General features: G+C 44.2%; 15 protein-coding genes and 1 pseudogene. 12 read left to right on the top strand and 4 right to left on the bottom strand.

The window, feature by feature from the left end:
• Window positions 1-27: 27 nt before the first annotated feature.
• Window positions 28-1,467: a L,D-transpeptidase family protein gene (locus JFC08_RS03680; protein WP_060490730.1), complete on the top strand. Its 1,440-nt coding sequence runs from the start codon at window positions 28-30 to the stop codon at window positions 1,465-1,467.
• A 101-nt stretch (window positions 1,468-1,568) separates the two neighbouring features.
• On the opposite strand, the gene JFC08_RS03685 is transcribed toward JFC08_RS03680, so the two are convergent.
• Window positions 1,569-1,781, bottom strand: coding sequence for a hypothetical protein (locus tag JFC08_RS03685; RefSeq protein ID WP_087814154.1), 213 nt, complete (start codon window positions 1,779-1,781; stop codon window positions 1,569-1,571).
• A gap of 290 nt (window positions 1,782-2,071) precedes the next feature.
• Between JFC08_RS03685 and JFC08_RS03690 the strand changes: the two genes are divergently transcribed.
• From JFC08_RS03690 to JFC08_RS03710, 5 genes and pseudogenes are all read left to right on the top strand, one after another.
• Window positions 2,072-3,841 (top strand): DUF389 domain-containing protein, encoded by a 1,770-nt coding sequence (locus tag JFC08_RS03690; RefSeq protein WP_198329746.1) that lies wholly within the window; start codon window positions 2,072-2,074, stop codon window positions 3,839-3,841.
• A 162-nt stretch (window positions 3,842-4,003) separates the two neighbouring features.
• Complete coding sequence (gene alaS / locus JFC08_RS03695) at window positions 4,004-6,676, top strand: alanine--tRNA ligase (protein WP_198329747.1); 2,673 nt, start codon at window positions 4,004-4,006, stop codon at window positions 6,674-6,676.
• 325 nt (window positions 6,677-7,001) lie between these two features.
• On the top strand, window positions 7,002-8,288 hold the full coding sequence (locus JFC08_RS03700) for an aspartate kinase (RefSeq protein WP_198329748.1): 1,287 nt from the start codon (window positions 7,002-7,004) through the stop codon (window positions 8,286-8,288).
• Window positions 8,289-8,657: 369 nt separating this feature from the next.
• Window positions 8,658-8,825 (top strand): annotated as a pseudogene (gene csrA / locus JFC08_RS03705) (carbon storage regulator CsrA); the annotation flags it as partial.
• A gap of 123 nt (window positions 8,826-8,948) precedes the next feature.
• Complete coding sequence (locus JFC08_RS03710; protein ID WP_045445094.1) at window positions 8,949-9,323, top strand: HopJ type III effector protein; 375 nt, start codon at window positions 8,949-8,951, stop codon at window positions 9,321-9,323.
• Between the two features lie 86 nt (window positions 9,324-9,409).
• Here the strand turns inward: JFC08_RS03710 and JFC08_RS03715 are convergent, their stop codons facing one another.
• Entirely contained in the window at window positions 9,410-9,721 is a 312-nt protein-coding gene (locus tag JFC08_RS03715; RefSeq protein WP_045451872.1) for a YeaC family protein, read from the bottom strand.
• 67 nt (window positions 9,722-9,788) lie between these two features.
• On the bottom strand, window positions 9,789-10,793 hold the full coding sequence (locus tag JFC08_RS03720; protein ID WP_227675922.1) for an NAD(+) kinase: 1,005 nt from the start codon (window positions 10,791-10,793) through the stop codon (window positions 9,789-9,791).
• Window positions 10,794-11,092: 299 nt separating this feature from the next.
• Here JFC08_RS03720 and JFC08_RS03725 point away from each other — a divergent pair, with 299 nt between their 5' ends.
• Entirely contained in the window at window positions 11,093-11,815 is a 723-nt protein-coding gene (locus JFC08_RS03725; protein ID WP_193012950.1) for a Bax inhibitor-1/YccA family protein, read from the top strand.
• A 357-nt stretch (window positions 11,816-12,172) separates the two neighbouring features.
• On the opposite strand, the gene JFC08_RS03730 is transcribed toward JFC08_RS03725, so the two are convergent.
• Window positions 12,173-14,953, bottom strand: a complete 2,781-nt coding sequence (locus tag JFC08_RS03730; RefSeq protein ID WP_198329749.1) for a heavy metal translocating P-type ATPase — start codon at window positions 14,951-14,953, stop codon at window positions 12,173-12,175.
• 469 nt (window positions 14,954-15,422) lie between these two features.
• Between JFC08_RS03730 and mrcB the strand changes: the two genes are divergently transcribed.
• From mrcB to fis, 5 genes are all read left to right on the top strand, one after another.
• Window positions 15,423-17,900: a penicillin-binding protein 1B gene (mrcB, locus tag JFC08_RS03735; RefSeq protein WP_060490725.1), complete on the top strand. Its 2,478-nt coding sequence runs from the start codon at window positions 15,423-15,425 to the stop codon at window positions 17,898-17,900.
• Between the two features lie 35 nt (window positions 17,901-17,935).
• Entirely contained in the window at window positions 17,936-18,730 is a 795-nt protein-coding gene (locus JFC08_RS03740) for a tetratricopeptide repeat protein (protein WP_198329750.1), read from the top strand.
• Between the two features lie 122 nt (window positions 18,731-18,852).
• Window positions 18,853-19,779 carry a 50S ribosomal protein L11 methyltransferase gene (prmA, locus tag JFC08_RS03745; RefSeq protein ID WP_198329751.1) on the top strand — a complete coding sequence of 309 codons (927 nt, stop codon included), beginning with the start codon at window positions 18,853-18,855 and terminating at the stop codon, window positions 19,777-19,779.
• Between the two features lie 196 nt (window positions 19,780-19,975).
• Window positions 19,976-21,268: a DUF3426 domain-containing protein gene (locus JFC08_RS03750; RefSeq protein WP_198329752.1), complete on the top strand. Its 1,293-nt coding sequence runs from the start codon at window positions 19,976-19,978 to the stop codon at window positions 21,266-21,268.
• Between the two features lie 275 nt (window positions 21,269-21,543).
• Window positions 21,544-21,903 carry a DNA-binding transcriptional regulator Fis gene (gene fis, locus JFC08_RS13860; RefSeq protein WP_198329753.1) on the top strand — a complete coding sequence of 120 codons (360 nt, stop codon included), beginning with the start codon at window positions 21,544-21,546 and terminating at the stop codon, window positions 21,901-21,903.
• Window positions 21,904-21,928 lie beyond the last annotated feature (25 nt).

Consider the following 21,928-nt stretch of genomic DNA (forward strand, 5'->3'; position numbering starts at 1 on the left):
CGTTTGGCAAGACTTTAATGAAAAAAGATGTGTCAAAAGTTTGCGAAGCATTCAAATTATGCGCATAATAGCCCCATTAGTTATAACCATAAGTATCCCAATATGATGAAAATGAAGCCTCTTATTACCGCTATATCAATTGCTATCGTTACTGCCAGTGTCAGCGCTGTTGCCGCACCTGCTGATAATACGCGCACCCTACCAGTACGAACCGCTGACTCAATGCCTAGCATTGCCAAAAAAGTTAGCCTTGATGTACAAGAGAATCGCAGTAGCTCAATCGATGGTCGTGCTCCTGTCGTAGCCACGCCTGCTTTAAAGCCTAATACGCCTGACCGTATGACTCAGCTGATTGACGAAAAGCAGGAAGTCGATGTAGAGACAGCGCAACAAGCAGTCAGTGCTGATAATATGACGGTAGAAGAGCTGGCTCGTAAAGATGTGCAGTCTGATAGCACTGACGATATTAGTGAAGGTCAAGCCGTCGCTGCCCCTACCGCAGCCATATCTGATGCTAGCCCAGCAGATACTTCTATCAAAAGCATCGAAGATGTTAATGGTAAAAAACATACTACGCTGAATTTGTCGAATTACGCCAAACAGGTAAACGGTGCCACATGGACACCGAATATGAAAGTTAACTCGGCAATGACAATCAAAATGCAGGCACTGCTTGATTGGAACCATGCTTCTCCTGGCGCCATCGATGGCGGCTGGGGCATGAACAGTAAAAAAGCGCTGATCAACTTTCAAACCATGAAAGGTCTGCCAGCGACGGGCAAAATGGATCAAAAAACGTGGGATGCGTTAAATAAAAATATCCCTGCCAACAAGCCTGTGCTCGTGACTTACACCATCACTGAAGATGATATCAAGACCAACTTTGCCAGCACACCTGCAGGTTCAGAAGCCAAGTCCAAAATGAAAGGCTTATACTATCAAGACATTAAAGAGATGTTTGGTGAGCGCTTCCATATGGATGTGCGTTATTTAGATAAGCTGAACAAAAATAAGCAATATAAAGCGGGCGAAACCATCACTGTTTTAAATACCCGTGCACCACTTAAGCAGCGTATTAACCGTGTGGTTGCCAATAAAGCCGATAAGACATTATATGCTTATAACGGCGATAAGCTGGTGGCTACTTACCCAACGACAATCGGTAGCGATGCCACACCATCGCCACAAGGTTCGTTTAAAATCATTAACAAGGTGAAAATGCCTTGGTATAAAGCAACCGTTGGTAAAGGCGCAGACAAACAAATACATATGCTACCACCAGGACCAAATAGCCCTGTTGGCGTCGTATGGATGGGCTTGTCTAAACCTTCATATGGTATTCATGGTTCACCAAAGCCTGAAGGCATCAGTCGCCAAGCCTCTGCAGGTTGTGTGCGTTTGACCAACTGGGATGTGTTAGAGGTTTACGCCAATATCGAAAATGGCGCGACCGTTGAGCTTAAATAATAAGTTATAAATGATGAATAAAAAAAAGACCTTGATAGCAAGGTCTTTTTTTATGGCTGATAATCGGACTTATTCATTTAAATTGACAACATTATTCGCTTTTATGCTTTATAGCCTTCTTCATTACCAGTGATGCTACCAACTTTTTTGGTAAAAAACATACCTGCAGGGATAGACACCAAAACGCCTAGTGCTACTGCTATTTGGATATGAGGTATTTCATTAAAACCTGTGACTAAAGCGCCAATCATAAAAACGCCAATGGTAACGGTTGCTGCGATTGAATAGATAACAGAGAATAATGGCCAGTTCATAACTTATTCCTCATTTTTATTGTGGATATAGTACCTTTATACACTAAACCCACAAAGAAAGTAAGTGTTTCCTATAAACCTGCGAGCCAGCTATAGTAGGTGACTAAGCATAAAAACCCTGTTAGAGTTAAGGTTTTTATTGTTATTAGTTAATGATGCATAATTTTACTATTTTAAGTATTACTACTTAATGACACTGCGCTCTATTTAGTCGTAAAAAACCCATACGTTGTCCTCTTTTTATCATTACAATAATGTCTTTCTTTTACTTTTTAAGAAAGCCATCTGCCATGACCTCACCTGAAAACAAACCCTCTAATGATTCTTCAGTTATAAAAGATGCCTCAAGCACGGCCAATTATCCAGACAAAAAAGCGGCGCTAACTGACGCAGATGGTAGCTCTGTACTAGATAGCACTGTCGAACATACTGAGTCTTCAAAAAGCTCAGAGATTCGTGATGACAATGACTGTGGCGAGGATATGGCTTGTGCGCAGCCTCCTGAAACAACGATAGCGATAAAGTCCCTTGATGCTGACGAGGTAGTGGCAACGTTAGAAACTGCCAAGCCTAACAATGAGTCTGAAATAACTAAACGTGAAATCACTGAGCCTGAGACACCACTATCCAATGAATCGTTAAAATTGACAACAGCGCCCAATCATCAAAATCTAGAAAATGTATCAGCAGAACATGCTCAAGCAAAAGAAGATAACGCTTCCGAGCAAACGTCTCAAGAAGATGCTGACGCTGAGGTAACGGTAGAGGGTATTGCCCCCGCTGATGCACAGGGCACTTATCCTATCTCTGATAGCCCTCAGCAAGAAAGCAAAGCAAATAGTGACAACACAAAACCGTCCTCAATTGATAAACAGCCAGACACGCCGAAAAATAATGACACTATCGTAAAAAATACTGTGAAAGATAAAGTCGATAATCAGGAAGAACTAGAAGACGAGATTAAAGAAGAAAAAGAAGCTAAATTGGAGTCTTATAAGCAATTTGTTGCCGAGCAATTTAGCAATCAAAAGGTAGACTATCCAGAAGTACGGGTCAGAATCGAGGCCAACGCTCTGCCTAGCAAAATGTATTTCATTATGAATATACTTTCTGCCATCATCGCCAGTTATGGACTGGTGACCAATTCAGCTGCCGTCGTCATTGGCGCCATGTTGGTTGCCATGATGTTAGGTCCCATTACTGGCATAGCGTTAGCGATTATTGATCATCGTATGCCATTGCTACGTAAATCACTGATTACGGTTATCGTTGGTGTGTCATTGGTGGTATTGGTTGGTTTTATCGTCGGCTGGTTACACAAAGATCAGCCACTGACCGCAGAGATATTATCGCGCACTCAGCCAACCTCGATGGATTTAATGATTGCTCTAGCGGGTGGTACTGCTGGTGCTTATGCGATGGTTTCACCGCACCTATCAGTGGCAGTGGTCGGCGTGGCGGTAGCCACTGCATTGGTGCCACCTCTTGCCGCGAGTGGGATATTATTTGCCAATGGCGAGACGCAGCTTGGACTTGGGGCACTGCTACTGGCGCTAACCAATATTATTGCTATCCAGTTTACCAATGCTTTAGTACTTTGGTTATTAGGCTTTCGCCGTTTGGTCGATGATGATTATAAATCCAGCAACTATTTGACCTTTTTACGCCGTAATGCGGTGACGTTATTATTGTTAGGTGGATTGGGGACGTATTTGACCATCAACCTACAGACCAACGCCAAGCAGCAGGTTTTTGAGAGTAGCGTCAAAGAAGCCATCAATAGCTACTTTATCGATAAAGGTAACGTACTGACCAATACTCAGTTTGATACTTCAGAAGAAAATAAGATCGTACGTGCGGTCATTCGTGGAGAGACGACGCCTACCTCATACGATGTACGGCAAATCGAAACCGTTATTACTCAAGATATGGCAGAGAATTTCCCTGAATATCTACCCATTAAGCTACAGCTACGCTACTTGCCAGTACAAGTCATTGAGTCCAATCCATTGATACAAGATAAACTGGACGAGACTGATGCGGCGATTTTGACCAATTAGCTTTTTTGACCAACTGGCTTTGATGCGCTACAAATCCATCGAGCATCTACATGCGCAGAATAACCTAGCCGTTGTAACTCTTGTACCAAGAGCTTGGGCGTTTGTGCTAAAATCGTTTGCAAAATTATTTTACTCAATTCTATTCGCCAGTAAGGAGCCGCTGTGAGCCAGCCATTTCGCTCAGCCGATATTCGTCAAGCTTTTATCGATTTTTTCATAAGCAAGCAGCACACCCCCGTCGCCTCATCGAGTTTGATTCCACACAATGACCCGACATTGCTATTTACCAATGCTGGTATGAATCAATTTAAAGAAACGTTTTTGGGTATGGAGCCACGTGATTATACCCGTGCGGTGACGTCGCAAAAGTGCGTACGTGCTGGCGGCAAGCATAATGATTTGGATAATGTCGGTTATACGGCGCGCCATCATACGTTCTTTGAAATGCTAGGCAACTTCTCGTTTGGCGATTATTTTAAGCAAGCCGGTATTGGCTATATTTGGGAGTTTTTGACCTCAGATGAATGGCTAGCAATCGATAAAAACCGCTTGTATGTGACCATTTATGAGACTGACGACGAAGCCTTTGATATTTGGCATAAAGACATCGGTATTCCTAGCGAGCGCATTATCCGTATTGGCGATAATAAAGGTGCGCCTTACGCCTCAGACAACTTTTGGACGATGGGCGATACCGGTCCTTGTGGTCCTTGTACCGAAGTCTTTTATGACCATGGTGCTGATATCGAAGGCGGTCTACCGGGCACACCTGAAGAAGATGGCGACCGTTATATCGAGATTTGGAACTGCGTCTTTATGCAGTTTAATCGTCAAAAAGACGGCTCTATGCTACCGCTACCAGCGCCAAGCGTAGATACTGGCATGGGACTTGAGCGTATCAGCGCCATCATGCAAGGCGTCCATGGCAACTACGAGATAGATTTATTTGTACATTTGATGGATGCGGCGGCTGAGATTTTAGAGATTGAAAACCAGCAACAATCGTCATTAAAAGTCATCGCTGACCATATTCGCGCTGTTTCATTTTTGATTGCTGATGGCGTTACGCCAAGCAACGAAGGTCGTGGTTATGTACTGCGCCGTATCATTCGTCGTGCGGTACGTCATGGCAATAAACTTGGTGCTGACAGTGAGTTTTTCTATAACATGGTCGAGCCCTTGGTTGCTGAAATGGGTACGGCGTATCCTGAGCTAAAAGATAAGCAAAGCGTCATTGAAAATGCCATCCAAAAAGAAGAAGCACAGTTTGCCAAAACTTTGGCTCAAGGCTTACGTCTACTTGCCAGCGAGCTGGAAGGTCTAAAAGATGGCGACACGTTATCTGGGGAAGCCGCATTTAAACTGTACGATACTTATGGTTTCCCGATCGATTTGACTGCGGATATCACTCGTGAGCGTGGTATTGTTATTGATGAAGCTGAGTTCGACGAGCATATGCAAGCGCAACGCGAGCGTGCGCGTGATGCTGGCAAATTTGACGTCGATTATAGCAGCGTCATTCAAGTAGAAAACCCAACGACCTTTATCGGTTATGAGCAGCTTGCAGAAGAAGGCGTCACGATTGATGCGCTGTATCAAGATGGCAATCCAGCCGATAGCTTAGCTGAGGGCATGGAAGGCGTTATAGTTCTTGACCGTACACCTTTCTATGCCGAAGGTGGTGGTCAAGTTGGTGAGCTTGGCGAAATTCGCACTGCAACGGGCGTTTTTGAAGTGCAAGATACCAAAAAATCTGGTCAAGCCATCATCCATTATGGTGTTGTGACCATGGGCGACATTAACACCAAACAAACCGCCGATGCGCAAGTCTTGTCGAGTATTCGCGCAGCCAGTGCCAAAAACCACTCTGCCACGCATCTATTGCATGCCGCATTAAGAGAAGTATTGGGCGACGCGGTCACGCAAAAAGGCTCGCTAGTATCAAGCGAAGTCTTACGTTTTGATTTCTCGTATGACAAGCCTGTCAGCACTGCTGAAATTATGCGTATCGAACGCTTAGTCAATGAGCAAATTCAAGCCAACACCCTTGCTCGCATCGAGAATATGTCTATCGACGAAGCGATGAAACAAGGTGCGATGGCATTGTTTGGCGAAAAATATGGCAGTGACGTTCGCGTCTTAACCATGGGCACTGACAGTATCGTCGATGGTCAGCGCAAGCCCTTCTCTATTGAGCTTTGTGGTGGTTTGCACGTTAAACGTACTGGTGATATTGGTGTGCTAAAAATTACCAGCGAATCAGGTATTGCTGCTGGCATCCGCCGTATTGAAGCTGTCACTGGCATGAATGCGATTAAAAACATTCAGCAAAGTGAGCAGCAGCTGAGCGAGCTTGCCAGTCAGCTAAAAGTGAAACGTCCTGAAGTGGCACAGCGCGTACGTACCATGGCGGATAAGCAGCGCGAACTTGAGAAACAACTGGAGCGCTTAGAGCAAAAAATTGCCAGCGCCCAAGCAGCCAATTTACTCGATGAAGTACAGACCATCGCAGGCACGCCGGTGCTTATCAGTACCTTAAGCGGTATCGACGGTAAATCTATCCGCACCCTGATGGACGATATTAAATCTAAACTTCCTGATAGCGTGATTGTATTAATTGGTGATAAAGACGAACAGTTAGCCTTAGCTGCAAGCGTGGCAAAGTCTGTGACTGCGAAAGTAAAAGCTGGTGATATCATTCGTCATTTGGCAAGTGAGCTGGGCGGTAAAGGTGGTGGTAAGCCAGATTACGCACAAGGCGGCGCGCCAAAGTCTGGCAACAGTACCGCGGTTATCAACGCCCTACCTGCTTGGATTGAAACTCAGCTTAGCTAGTCCTGAAAAATACATGAATACATAGCATCACTTGGATCTACTACGCATAAAATACGCGATTAGTTATAACGGTTATAACCAATCGCCATGTATCTAAGCGCTACGGGCACTTAACGTTGTGACGTAGATATGATATAAAGGTCAACGTTTATATGCATCGTGCGTGCATTACCTAGTCAGCACTACTGAATACATAAACAAAAAGCATGGGCGCAATTCTTATAATACGGCTTTATCTATACAAGCATTGATTGAGCGTCACATCCGCATATTGGCTCTCATTGATGATAATAAAAGGCCATTAATGAATAATAGGTAGATTTTTATGGCGTTAATAGTACAGAAATACGGCGGCACCTCGATGGGCAGTATCGACCGCATCAAAAACGTCGCCAAACGAGTCAAACGCTGGCATGACAACGGTCATCAAATAGTTGTTGTCGTCTCTGCTATGAGCGGCGAAACCAATCGTTTGATTGATCTAGCACGCCAAATTAGCACTCAGCCTGACCCCCGTGAATACGACCAAATGGTCTCAACCGGTGAGCAAGTATCGATTTCATTGCTTGCCATGGCGATTAAAGAGCTTGGTGTAGGCGCTCGTTCATTTACTGGTCGTCAAGTCGCGATTAGAACCGATAATGCGCACAATAAAGCCCGTATCGAAAGTATCGATGACAAAAATATCCGTGAGCAACTCGATGCAGGCAATGTCGTCATCGTCGCAGGCTTTCAAGGTATTGACGACGAAGGCAACGCGACCACATTAGGGCGCGGCGGCTCTGATACCACAGGTGTCGCTATTGCTGCTGCCTTGGGTGCTGATGAATGTCAGATTTATACCGATGTTGATGGCGTTTATACCACTGACCCTCGTGTGACCTCAAAAGCCAAAAAACTTGAAAAAATTACCTTTGAAGAAATGCTAGAGATGGCAAGTCTTGGCTCTAAGATTTTACAGATTCGTTCGGTAGAATTCGCCGGTAAATATGGTGTGCCACTGCGCGTATTATCTAGCTTTGATGAAAACAACGATGGTAGCTTCGACCAAGAATTTCAAGACAATGTCGGCACCCTAATTACGATAGACGAAGGAGACAATATGGAACAGGCAATCATCTCAGGTATCGCTTTTAATCGAGACGAAGCAAAAATAGTCGTGCGCGGTGTACCTGATCATCCTGGTATTGCCTCCGCTATCCTAAGCCCGATTGGTCGTGCCAATATCGAAATTGATATGATAGTGCAAAACCTCTCTACCAACGGCACCACCGACTTTACTTTTACTGTCAACCGTACTGACATGGACAAAACCATGAAAGTACTGGAAAATGAAGTCAAAGATGAGATCGGTGCTAAAGAGATATTGGCTAATGATGAAGTCGTTAAAGTCTCTTTAGTCGGCGTCGGTATGCGCTCTCATGCTGGTGTTGCGAGTCTCATGTTCCAAACGCTTGCTGAAAACAATATCAATATTCAAATGATATCAACCAGCGAAATCAAAGTGTCTGTCCTTATCCAAGAACAGTATTTAGAAAAAGCCGTTAAATCACTACATACCGCATTTGGTCTGGATCGTGAAGATGGCGAAAGTAAAATCGCTGGGCTATAACTTATTTTAAAACGCTTAAAATAATCGATTTAGCATCAACAGTTATGCATTAAGTCATTATCACTTACTTTCAACAATGTATTAAATCAAATAGGGTCTTTTTAGATCCTATTTTTATTTTTTATTATTGCTAGGGTAACTATTTACCCAATAGTTTTGTGAAAACCCGTGACAGTCTCTGTTATGCCCCCTATAATGGGGCTTTCATTTGGGCTAAATGAATCTACCTATCATTACCGCTATTGGCACAACAGTAAGCATTGTGGTTATCATTGATACATTGTCTTTCTAGTGCTGCGGTAATGTCCTGCAATTGAGAAGTAATCTGATGAGTAATAATTTGTTGATGCGACATAAGGAGTGTGACGCATGTTAATTTTGACACGCCGCGTGGGCGAAACGCTAATGATTGGTGATGAGGTCAGTGTGACTGTCCTAGGTGTCAAAGGCAATCAAGTACGTATCGGTGTAAATGCACCGAAAGATATTGCCGTACACCGCGAAGAGATTTACCAACGTATTCAGCATGAGCGTTCTGTACAGTCGCAAATGCAACATCTTGAGCAAGGCAATTTTGCGCCTTCATTTGATGACGAAGACTATTTCAATCGCTAAGTTACATACTTTCACTTTTTTAATCTGCTCTGAGGTCATTTATTTATGAGTATCCGCCAATCAGATGTATCGGCTCTACTTAATGGTTTGGATAAAAAAGCCATTGGATTCAATGATGTCATCAGTTTTATTGATGATTTTTATCGCTACGCACCTGCCCCGTTTGTGAACGGTATGGTACACAATGCAGCTGGTGAAAATGAAGGTAGTGCGAAAATTTTTGGCTTTGCCAAGCACCATGGTTTAAATCAATTGGACACGCTAAAACTTTTTGGCGAGCATTATGCCAAAGTTCAAGCAACTCCTAACGGTACTGATCATGCCAATATCCGCAACTTTTTACATTGGGGCTGGCAAGGGTTTTTGATGCAAAAAAACCCATTAACGGTTCGTCCTAGTGTTGATACGACGGCGCTTTAAAAAGTTATTAAATAAGAAAAGGCCACGCTGATTAGCGTGGCCTTTTTTATGTGCTTCATTTTTTATTAGAAAATTTAGCCATCAGTCTATTTATCACGAAACTTAACCGGTTGTACCGCACCTTTAGGGTTAGGCATGTTTGGATAATGATGCTCATGCTCGACATCACATTCTGCCCCGACGATAGAACCATCGTCTTTGACTGGCTTATGAATATAGCCTGTGCGCTCAGCAGGTGGTAGATGCTCGTGTTCCCACACCATCACCGCTTGCATACAGGTTTCGCGCTGCTCAGCCGTCAGCTTGCGACCATCAGGCCACTTACCCAACTCAATCGCCATGCGGAATTTATCCACCACTTCTGGCGTTAAACTTGCTAATATCGTTTGCTTATCCATCCTACCTATTCTCCACCACTATTTTTTATAACATATTTTCTATAACGTTTTTATATAAAAGAGACACTTATTCGTCGTCCATAATATCATCATCCACGTCAAGACTGAATTCCTCAGCATGGACGTTCCAGTGCAATTTGGTGCGACAAGCTTCATAAAAATCAAACCCTGGCGGGTGCAATAAAGTAAGCTTATCTGGATGCTTACGAATATAGAGCCGTTGCTCTTGCTCAAGTGGCACGCTTGGCTTGCCGTCGGCACTGACCATCGGCTGAGTGCGATTGTCTTCGTGAATGCGAATGCACACTTCGCTATTACCGCTCACCACAATCGGTCTGCTAGACAGCGTATGGGGATGCATGGGCACCAAACAGATAGCATCCATACTCGGATGGATGATGGGGCCGCCGCCAGAGAGTGCATAGGCCGTTGAACCGGTAGGCGTTGCTGCAATCAAACCATCACTATGCTGACGGTAGACATCTTGACCATCGATTTTCATCTGAAAATCAATCATATGAACCGATTTTCCCGCATGCAATACGATATCATTGAGCGCCATATCTTCATGAATAATAGTGCGCCCTTCCCGTATCTCCATCGTCAATAGAAAACGATGATCCAACTGATAATCACCCATCAATACTTGGCGCAATTTAAACGCCGCTTCATCAGGTTTTACATCCGCTAAGAAACCAAGCCGACCACGGTTGACGCCGAGCACGGGTACACGGTAGCGTGCCAACGCTTCAGCCGCGTGCAATATCGAGCCATCACCGCCAACAACGATAACCAAATCACAAATCTCGCCGATTAGACTACGCTTAACGATTTTGACCTTTTCAATCTCAGTAAGGTTCAAAGTAGGCAAGTTCGCCGTCTGCACATCCATAATCAATGTGAGATTCATCTCATTGATAGTCTGGGCAATTTGCACCAAGCTTTGAGTGACACTGCGTTTACCAGCGCGGCCCATGAGCCCAATACGCCTAAAAGCAGGGTTTTTGATAGCGTGGAACAGCTCTGATTCATGTAAGTGCGGCAATCTTGCGGATTGCGCTGAGTTTTCCATAAAACGACTCGGCATAACGGTAAAGTACTCGCCAATGATAGCGATAAACGAGCGTTTAGACTAGCATGTTTATGAATTATCGTTGTTAACTGTCGTAATCAACCCCATATAAAAGCCATCGCACGTTACTCTTAAACGTGTTTGTTTAGCTAGGCAATACGCCAAAATACATCAACTAATAATAGCTCCATAAGGTCGTGAGGCCTTGATGGCTGTCACGTAAACACAGTTGACAATAATGGCGGTTTTGCTAAAGTAGCTAGCATCACTATTATTTATATTTTATTAAGGACAACTTTATGGCCAATCCTATTGTCAGTCGCGCAGAACTTGCGATCGGCGGTAAGCCAATGACGGTCAAGGGCGTGATTCAAAAGACCAGTCTATTACTTGGATTATCTGCGATCACTGGTGTGGGCTTTTTCTTTTATGCCCTTATGGCAGGCTTGTCGCAAGGCTTTATTACGATGGCTGCTTTCGGTAGTATGTTTGCCGCTTTTGGTCTCGCGCTTTTTATCACTTTTAAACCACATAAGGCCAAAACCTTTGCGGTGCCTTATGCACTGTTAGAAGGCATATTTTTAGGTGGCATCTCGCTGTTCTTTATGCGGATGTATCCAAGCGTGCCAGTGACCGCTATGTGTGCCACTTTTGTGACGGCAGCCGTTATGTTAGGGCTATATCGCTCAGGTCTGGTCAAGGTGACTGAAAAGTTCCGCTCAATTGTGACTTCAGCATTGATTGCGATTATGCTAGTTTATGTGGCGCAATGGGTACTTTCTTTAGCGTTTGGTTCAAGCTTACCCTTCTTATTTGAAGGTGGTGCTATCGCTATCGGCTTTAGCCTATTTGTGATTGTTATCGCTTCTTTCACGCTGTTATTAGACTTCGATAATATCGATCGCGGTGTGGCAATGGGCGTATCAGAAGATTACGAATGGTTATTTAGTATTGGTATTCTTGCCACGCTCGTGTGGATGTACATTGAATTTATGCGTTTGCTTAGCTACTTACAAGACTAGTCTAAAAACCAGTTAATCATTATTTAAATCAGATCGTTATTTAAATAAAAAACCGCCTTAGCTATGTATATAGTTAAAGGCGGTTTTTTTATGGGTAAAGTTAAATACTTATGATAGACATACTGTTTGCAAAAACTTGATTAGCAAGGAAGATTAATCTCAGTACTATAGTCAAAGTATTTTTAAATCGCTACAGTGCTGCTGGGATAAAATTTTCGCAGCCTCTGTGAATACAGCAAGCAAGTAAAATTTTATCCCAGCAGCACCATAATACAATCGTATCGGTTTTATGTTTCTTTGACTATACATTAGTAGGCTAAGTAAGTTTGACGCAGCTAATCGTTTTTTGAATGGGTATTAAGCACGCTTTAAGCGCAGCGCATTTAAAACCACAAACAATGAACTTAATGACATACCAATAGCAGCCAGCCAAGGTGGCACATAGCCTAACGCTGCTGGTATTAGCACACTGCCATTATAAATGAGTGCCCAGCGGAAGTTTTGTTTGATAATACGTTCCGTTTTATCAGAGATACGCTTAGCCGCAGTAATAGCGTCGATTTGACCATTTAAGATAATACTGTCACTCGATACTTGTGCCAAATCTGCCGCCCCCGCAATAGAAGTTGAGACATCTGCTGCTGCTAGCACTGGCGCATCGTTGATACCGTCTCCCACCATCAACACTACGCCACCTTGCGCCTGTAGCTTTTGAATGTGAGTGACCTTGTCTGTTGGCGACAGACCGTTGTAAGCAGAATGCATTCCTAAACTTTCAGCCAATACCAGCGCTTGCGGGCTTGGGTCACCAGTCAACATAACTGTTTCAATACCCAACTCTTTAAGCGTATCGAGCATGGCTTTGGCACTATCACGCACCTTATCATTGAAATAGAAGCATGCCAGCGCTTGCCAAGTGAACGAATCATTTTGTTGACAAGATAAAACCACCGCTGAGCTGGCGCGCTGTGATAATAAATCGATAACCATATCATTATCAGCATCGTTCAACGCAAAATCCACATGACCAATTCGATATAATACGCCATCAATCATTGCCTCGACACCGCCTGCTGGATAATGCTGTAAGGCCTGCGTCGATGGCAAATGCAACTGATAGGCAGCGGTAAGCAGCGCGTATGCAATAGGATGGCGACTGCCCACTTCTAAGGCAGCGGCGATTGCTAATAGCGTATCTTTTTGCTCATCTGTAGCCGTTGCAATATCATTGTCTTTAAGCAGCTCAATATTTAATAAATTTGGCTTACCATAAGTGAGTGTGCCTGTTTTATCAAAAGCGACATGAGTGATTTCAGCGAGCGTTTGTAGCGTATGTCCACGCGTCGTCAAAAAGCCATAGCTTGCCAATCGATTGGTCGCGACCGTCAGCGCAATTGGCGTCGCTAAAGACAGTGCACAAGGGCAAGTCGCGACCAATACCGCGACCGTAGCCCAAATCGCTTGACTTGGGTCAACGATATACCAGCCAATGAATACCAAGACAGACAATACTAAAATACGCGCCACAAACCAGCGTGCCAGCTTATCAGCCTGCTGTGCCAGTTTGGGCTTTTCACTCATGGCACGGTTCATCAGACGATCAATCAAGCCAATTTGGCTGTCTGCTGGCAATGCTGTGACCAGCATCTCAAACGGTTGGCTATCGTTTTGTGCACCGCCAACGATATAGTCACCTTGGCTCTTGATAATCAAGTCGCCCTCACCCGTCAACAGGCTTTGCGACACGGTAGCGATCTGACTCAGCAAAATACCATCGCTGATGATTTCAGAGCCAGCCTCAACTAAAATGATATCACCTACTTGCAAACTATGGGCGGTGACCATTTTCTTTTCTTTTGCCTCATCTGCTGTTGTTGATATGGCTGATTTTTGAGTACGCGTGCGTTGCCAGTCTTGTGCAATTTTTGATGTGAGCTGATGAACATTGGCATCCATGCTTTGCATAAAATTAGGCGTTGGATTGGCTGATGTGCTCGCCTCCCTTGTATCCAAATTACTGACTTGATTACTCACGTCTTCATTTACAGCTGTTTTTTCGAGCTCATTTTTCTTTAACTGCTGTAATATAAGCGCGGCGGCTTCTTTATCTTCCGCAATTTTTTGTACCAGTACTGGCTCAACCACGACCAAGTCATTGGCCATGGTGGCGGCTTTTAGGCGGGCATTATGCTCAATGTAACGCCCTGCCAGTAAAAAGAAAATAAACATACTAACCGAATCGTAATAGGTTTCCCCTTGCCCAGTGATGGTCGCATATAGGCTCGCGAAAAAAGTCACAATCAGCGCGATACTGACGGGTACATCCATATTAACTTGACGGGCACGAATTGCCGACCACGCTGAGGTAAAGAACGGGATACCCGCATAGAAGAAGACGGGCGTACTGACAAATAAAGATACCCAGCGCAAAAAATCACGCTGAAATATTAGCATATCACTGTATTCACCAAAATAGATGGCAACGGCATACATCATCGCTTGCATCGAGCCCAACGCGGCAATGCCCAATCTTATCAGCATTTGGTTGTTATGACGCGCCAGCATCGCCTCATGCGTATCTTGACGATAAGGCTTGGCTTCATAGCCGATTTCATTAATGGTGGCAAGAATACGGCTGATCGGCAGCTTATCCTCGTTCCAAATCACACGCATACGCTGATTGGTCAAATTCACCTGACATTTACTGATGCCCTCTAGCTCATCGAGACGCGACTCAATTAGCCAAGTACATGCCGCGCAGCGTAGGTTATTGACGGACAGCTCTGCAACCGACAGTCCGTCTTGAGCATAGACGAATTGTGATTTGATCTCGTCATGGTCATACGCCTCAAGGCGAGTCAACTGCGTCGGTAGACTCGCCGTACGATTAATCTCTGAGCGATCCAGATAATACTGCTCAAGTCCTGCCTCTACGATGCTTTGAGAGGCTAACTGACAGCCCATACAGCACATCTCACGCAGCTTACCCAATATCTTGGCATGGAACGGCGGCTGCGGTACAGGATCACCGCAATGGAAACAGTGACCTGCGAGTGGCAGTACTAAACCTTCGATGATAGAGTTATCTTCATAATGCTGGCTGGTGGTCGATGCCATTGATGATGGGACATTGGACATAATCGCGCTTACTTCCTTTAGACAGGTTTGCTCGAACCTTATTCGCTTTAAGTAAACTTACTATCACTAACGAGACTAAACGCCTATGCAGAAGACTTATCTAAAACAGCTATTTTAAATAACTCTCAGCACGGCTCACAAAAAATAAAACAATAACAGTAGCGGTTAATTCATAAAAAACACATCGTTGGCGCATCTCTAAACTGCTATCGTGCATGGCTATGTGACATGGTGACATGAAGCTAATATGACACTTATATGCCAATGATACTGTCAATCTAAAGCTTTTAATGCTTTTTTAGCAATGACCGTGTTTTAACAGAGATTATACTATAAGCAAGTGCTGTGAAGAGCATAACCACTCACAGCTTAAAATCAATGAATGCCTGCGTTGACGATGATAGATTGAAAAATTTGTCAATTTGCGTCATTATGAGGCAGTTTTTTATACCAAAATGGTGCGACATCAGTGCAAACATCCAATTCCAAGTTACCAAATACCAAGTTAACACAGTCCTCTAAATCTGTTAACCACACGCTCCCTTCACAGCAGCGTGGGTTGGTATTTAGTAGTCTTATCTTAATTGTCATTATTGCTGGCATGGTGCTCTTGGCGCTATATTTAATCAAACTTGATCGCACCATTACTCATAAGTTTGAGGGTAAGCGCTGGGATATTCCTGCTAAAGTGTATTCGCAGCCGCTTGAATTGTATCAAGGCGCGAGTGTCGACAAAGATACGATGAAGACATGGCTGGAGTTGCTGAACTATCAGAGCAACAAAGCTTATGATCGCACGGGAACCTATCATAGATCAGGTAATACCTACTTTATTCATACTCGCGGTTTTACTTATAGCGCCAACGATGTGGATAAAGAGCAAGTCATAAAAATGACCATTGCTGGTAACAAGATTGAGTCCGTACAAAGCACTTTGCCTGCCAAAAGCGGCATCATTCGCTTAGAGCCGGTGAGTATCGGTGGCATTTATCCTGACAGTAATGAAGATCGTTTAGTCGTCTCGTTAGATGAAGTACCACAACCACTCATTGATGCGTTAATAGCCACGGAAGACCGTGCGTTTTATGAGCACAAAGGCGTCTCTATACGAGGCATTGCACGCGCCGTACTGAACAACTTCTCTGGTGGCTCTAGACAAGGCGGCTCGACCATCACTCAGCAGCTGATTAAAAACTTCTATCTCAATTCAGACCGTACGCTGAAGCGCAAAGCCAACGAAGCGTTAATGGCAGTATTGCTCGAGCTACATTATAGCAAAGATGAAATTCTACAAACGTACCTCAATGAGATTTATTTGGGTCAAAACGGCAACCGCTCTATTAATGGTTTTGGCTTGGCATCACAGTTTTACTTTGATAAACCACTGAATGAGCTGCGCTTGGATCAGCAAGCCCTGCTAGTCGGTATGGCAAAAGGCCCGAGTATCTACAACCCACGTCGCCATCCAAACGATTCAAAAGCGCGCCGTGACGTCGTGCTGGGCAACATGCTGGCCGTTGGCTCACTCAGTCAAGAAGACTATGAGAAAGCGCTAAAGCAGCCTCTTGGTGTCGTGGACAAACCTGTCGAAGGCAAAAGTCAATTCCCGGACTTTTTGGATATCGTCAAGCGCGAGCTGAATACCGTGTACTATTCTGATGATCTCAAGAATGAAGGTCTTATCATTATCAGTACTTTAGACCCTATTGCACAATTAGCCGCAGACAAAGCAGTTGATAGAAAATTGGGTGAGCTGCGTCGTAACAGTAGCAAAACCAAAGACTTGCAAGGTGCTCTAGTGAGTGCCAATCCTGAGACTGGTGAGCTGGTCTCTGTGGTGGGCAGTGGCAGTGAATTTACCGGCTTTAACCGTGCGGTCGATGCCAAGCGCCAAGTGGGTTCGTTATTGAAGCCTATTATTTATATGACAGCACTTGAAAGTGGACGCTATAATCTTGCAAGCTCAGTCGATGACTCACCGATTACTGTGAATCTAAGCGATGGTACTAAATGGAACCCCAAGAACTATGACAATCGTGACCATGGTTATGTGCCATTTACCACCGCTTTATCAAAGTCTTATAACCAAGCAACGGTACGCTTAGGTATGGAGTTTGGGGTCGATACCTTTGCCAAGCAGTTACAGCGCATGGGTATTAAAGAAAAAATACCACCCTACCCGTCAGCACTGTTAGGTTCTGTTAATCTTAGTCCAATGGACATGCTTGGTGTCTATCAAGTCTTTGCAACTGGTGGCTTCCGTACGCCTATCCATAGTATTCGCACCGTCATTGATGACCGTGGTCGTATTTTACAACGTACTGGACTCAACACTCAGCGTAGTATTCCGCCTGAGACCAATTTCTTAATTAACTATGCTTTACAAGATGTGGTCAAAAACGGTACTGCCAAACGCGTGCAATCACTTGGTAGCAATCTAAATCTTGCTGGCAAAACAGGAACCACAAATGATTACCGCGACGCTTGGTTTGCAGGCTACAGTGGCAACTATGTCAGTGTGGTTTGGGTTGGCCGTGATGATAACAAGCCAATTGGTTTAAGCGGCGGTACTGGCGCATTGCCAGTTTGGGTTGACTATATGAATCGCTTGAAGCTGACGCCTGTGGCACTACCAGAGCCTGAAGGTATTGAATGGTTGTGGTTAGAGAACAACTCAGGCAAGCTGTCTAATGAGCGCTGTGCTGATGCACGCTATCTGCCTGTCCTGTCGGCATATTTACCAGAAGAAGCCAGCAGTTGCGCTGTCGGCTTATATCAACAAGATCGTGCTCGTGAACAAAACCAGCAGCGCCGTAGTGAAGGTTTAGAGATTCCAAATGGCGAAGCTGTTGATAGCGACAACCAAGAAAACAGTGATGGCTCAAATGGTAATGATGCAGAAAGTCGTGCCGATACTTGGTATGATCGTGCCGTTGAATGGTTCTAAAGTTATTTGTGAAACTTAAAAAAGGTCTCAATCTAATGTTATTTCTCAAGCAAACTGTGTCAGCTAGGTCAGCCGTCATAACGCGGTCTATCAAAATCAAGCCAGCCAATACGATGCTGGCAGTCAGTGCTCTAGCTGGCATGTTGAGTTTGAGCGCTTGTCAGACTGCGCCTACCGTGATGAAAACCGTACCGACTCAAACGCTGCCATCATCGCAAACAGCTAAAGCCCCCATAGCGACTGTGACGCAAGCGCCCATTGTCAGAACAGAGGACGACTACCCCATTGAGCCTTATAATTCCTCCGAACCAGCCGAATCAACCAATCCGTTGACTCAAGAGACACCTGTATTTACACCATCTAATCCTGTGTTGACCCAACCTGATCCAGTTATTATCATCCCTTCGCGTGATGACTACATCATCTCTGAGCCGTCAGCACCGTCACACAACGAATTGCTAGAACAGGCAAGAAAAAACTCGCAGCAACGGACACAGCAAGCTACCACTAACAATAGTAACTTGCCAGCATTTCGCAATTTGATGCAAGCAGGTATCAGTCAACTAAAAGCTGGCAAACTGACCAATGCTGAAAACAGCTTTACCCGTGCTCAGCGCCTAGCACCTAAATCTTCTGCGGTGTATTTCTATTTGGCACAAGTGGCATTGAAAAAGAACCAGCCGCGCAAGGCAGAAGCCATGGCACGCCGTGGTCTGAGTGTTTCTCAAGATACCAGTCGTCGCCGCGCGCTGTGGCAAATTATTTTGCAATCAGGACAAGCCCAAGGCAACGCTCGCGTCATCAGTGAAGCGAAGCAAGCCTTACGCTAATATCAAGACATAGCGAAGTGAATAGATACCAAGTTTATCACTTGATATCTATTCACTTTTTATATTGTGCATACGCATCATTTATCCAAAATAGACATTTATTTTTAATTAAGGTTATCGTTATGGCATGGCAACAACTGCATTTACAATGTGAAAAAGCAAACGTCGATTTGGCTGAGGCACTGCTCCTAGAAGCAGGTGCATTATCCATCGCCTTAGACGACGCAGGTGACCAGCCTTTATTTGAGCCATTACCTGGTGAATCACCGCTATGGGATGAGGTTATCTTGACAGGGCTATTTGATGCGACCACCGATGCTGGCAGTTGTCAGGCAGTCGAGCAGCTCAGTCATGAAATCGCAGCACAAGTGCAAGCCACCCGTATCTGGCTCACGGCTGTCGATGATAAAGACTGGGAGCGCGAATGGATGAGCAATTACCATCCTATCGAATGTGCCAATAATTTATGGATTGTACCCAACTGGCTGACGCCGCCCAATCCTGAGGCGACTAACATTATTATGGATCCTGGTCTAGCTTTTGGTACAGGCTATCATGCCACTACCCGCTTATGTCTTGACTGGTTAACAGAACAAGATCTAAAAGACAAAGTGGTGATTGATTATGGTTGCGGTTCAGGTATTTTAGGCATTGCTGCTTTGTTATTAGGTGCACGCCACGTGTATGCCGTCGATATCGACCCACAAGCAGTGCTGGCAACCAATCAAAATGCCGCACGCAATCACGTTGGGGATCGTCTGCAAGCGTTTTTGCCAGAAGACTTCACTGACTACTGCGCACAAAACGATGTGTTACCTGTAGACGTAATCGTTGCAAACATTCTAGCCAAGCCGCTTATTGGCTTAGCGCCTTACTTCGCCACTTTAATCGCACCAAAAGGTCGCATTGTATTGGCCGGTCTAATAGAGTCACAAACCGAACAGGTAACGGCGGCTTATCAACCTTATTTTGCGCTTGATGCAAAGCATGCTTTTACAGCGCAAGAAGACCAACATTGGCAGCGTTTATCTGGTACATTTACAGGCTAGCAACATTTAATTACATCTGTTACGATAGAGGGCAGTCAAATGTCATGCATTTGACGCCACTCTGTCCTTATTCATGATTTATGGACATTTACAGCTAATATTTAAAGCTGATACAAACGGCAGTATTAGCACTATAGGCAACTATTAGCGAGTGGCTAAGCGGTATTGATAACCATAATTTTTTGGATTCGACCCTATGACCACGCCCATAAAAACTCAGTGCCCTCATTGCCAAGCTTGCTTTAAAATACAGCAAACACAGTTGAATAAAGTAAACGCCACTGTTAGCTGTGATCAATGCCAACAGAGTTTTTTGGTCAATAAACATCTTATCCTCACTGCCGATGCTGTCAGTACTTCCGCTATTCAAAAAAATACAACGACTGACACCAAGACGCTATCCGATTCAAATGGACATTCTGCACAAACCGCTGACAATCATAATAAAAATCAACATGCAGCAGGCGCTGCTAAGTCACCACTCACTCCTCCATACTCAAAAAATGCTTCATCTGATACTTTAATTGAGGATGATTTGATTCATGACGGCTTAATCTATGATGATATGGATAGCGATGAACCAGAAGAAAGTGTTTTAGAGTATGATTCTCTAGATAGTATGGATGCTTGGCTGACTCAAGCAAGCAATATGAACAATAGCAGTTATACTTCTACAGCAGACAACCAACCAACAAGCAACCTCTCTAAAAAAACAGATAAAAACAACGGGTCATCAGCGAAAGTATCATCTGATGCGACAACAGAAAATTCCTCATCAGCACAAATGGCGCTCAGTTCAGCAGCCGCTAATGATATTCATGCCAATGTGGATGATACTGCGGATAATTCTTGGCTCGAAAAGCTCCTAAAAGAACAAAATAAAAGCGAAGAGGTTCGACAAGACGATACCGATTTATCACAACTGTTGCTCGATATGGGTGTACCACTGAAAGATGAAGCGTCAACCTCCGAAGAGCGTGTGAGAAAAGCACAAGCAAAGTTCACACCTACGCCGCAGAGACGTTCTATCGCATCCTTACTATGGACACTAGGATGCTTAGTATTAGCACTGCTACTTTTTGCTCAATACGTCATTTTCAATCTAGAAACTTTGATGAAAAACCCAGTGCATGCAGAGCGCTTACAATCAGTATGTGCAGTGGCTGCCTGTAGTTTACCTAGTGCCGATCTAACAGCATTCACGATTACCAACCTTAATCATAAATCGAGTAAGATTAAGATGGATGGAAAGTCGAGCGATGTCAGTGCCACATTAAACAATCAAAGTGCCAAAGCACAGCTGTATCCGAATGTTAAAGTCAGCGTATACGGCGCAAATGATATGATTGGAGAATTCATCGCCACGCCAGCTGATTATCTATTAAGCAAGCAAAGCCAATTAGCGGCGGACAGTAGTCGAAACATATTATTTACCATCCCTGTAGCTAATAGACAAATTCGAGAAGTGACTATAAGCCCTCTGTATTGAATAGATAATTACCAACAAAATACTGTCTATCTATAAACAACCTCGTCTTTTAAAACTTCAGCCGTCAGAAAAACATAGGCAGGTCGCAAGTTTAGTAGTGATGCAAGTGCGACCCAGCCAGTTATATTTTGTGGCAATGTTATAATAGTAAGCATATACCCTAGTCATACTGCTGCCAATATAAGGTTAATCTGTCAGCGCTAAACGATATTAATTTGATATAATACCCTGATATCTTATGGTTTGACTCTTTCCAATCCCAAGGACATTATCTTATGGCACCTCATGCACAGCATAATGCCAATCATTTTGCCACAAGCTCTGAGCATCCTGCCGATTATAGTACAGCTAACCATCATTCAACTCGTCATGTTGACTCCTCATTAGACAGCTATGCGAGCCAGCGTCATGAACCACTGCGCGTACATGTGGAGCGTGTGGTACGACAGTACTTTGCAATGCTAGGTGATGAGATGCCGACCGACTTGTATGAGCTTATTTTAAAACAAGTTGAAGAGCCACTGTTATCGGTTGTCCTTGAAAAAACGCGAGGCAATCAAACCAAGTGTGCACAAATCTTAGGTCTGAATCGTGGCACTTTACGCAAAAAACTCAAAACTTATGACTTAATGTAGCATCTGCTATATGCATTTCTCTGTC

The sequence above is a fragment of the Psychrobacter cibarius genome (assembly GCF_016107535.1).
Lineage (GTDB): Bacteria > Pseudomonadota > Gammaproteobacteria > Pseudomonadales > Moraxellaceae > Psychrobacter > Psychrobacter cibarius.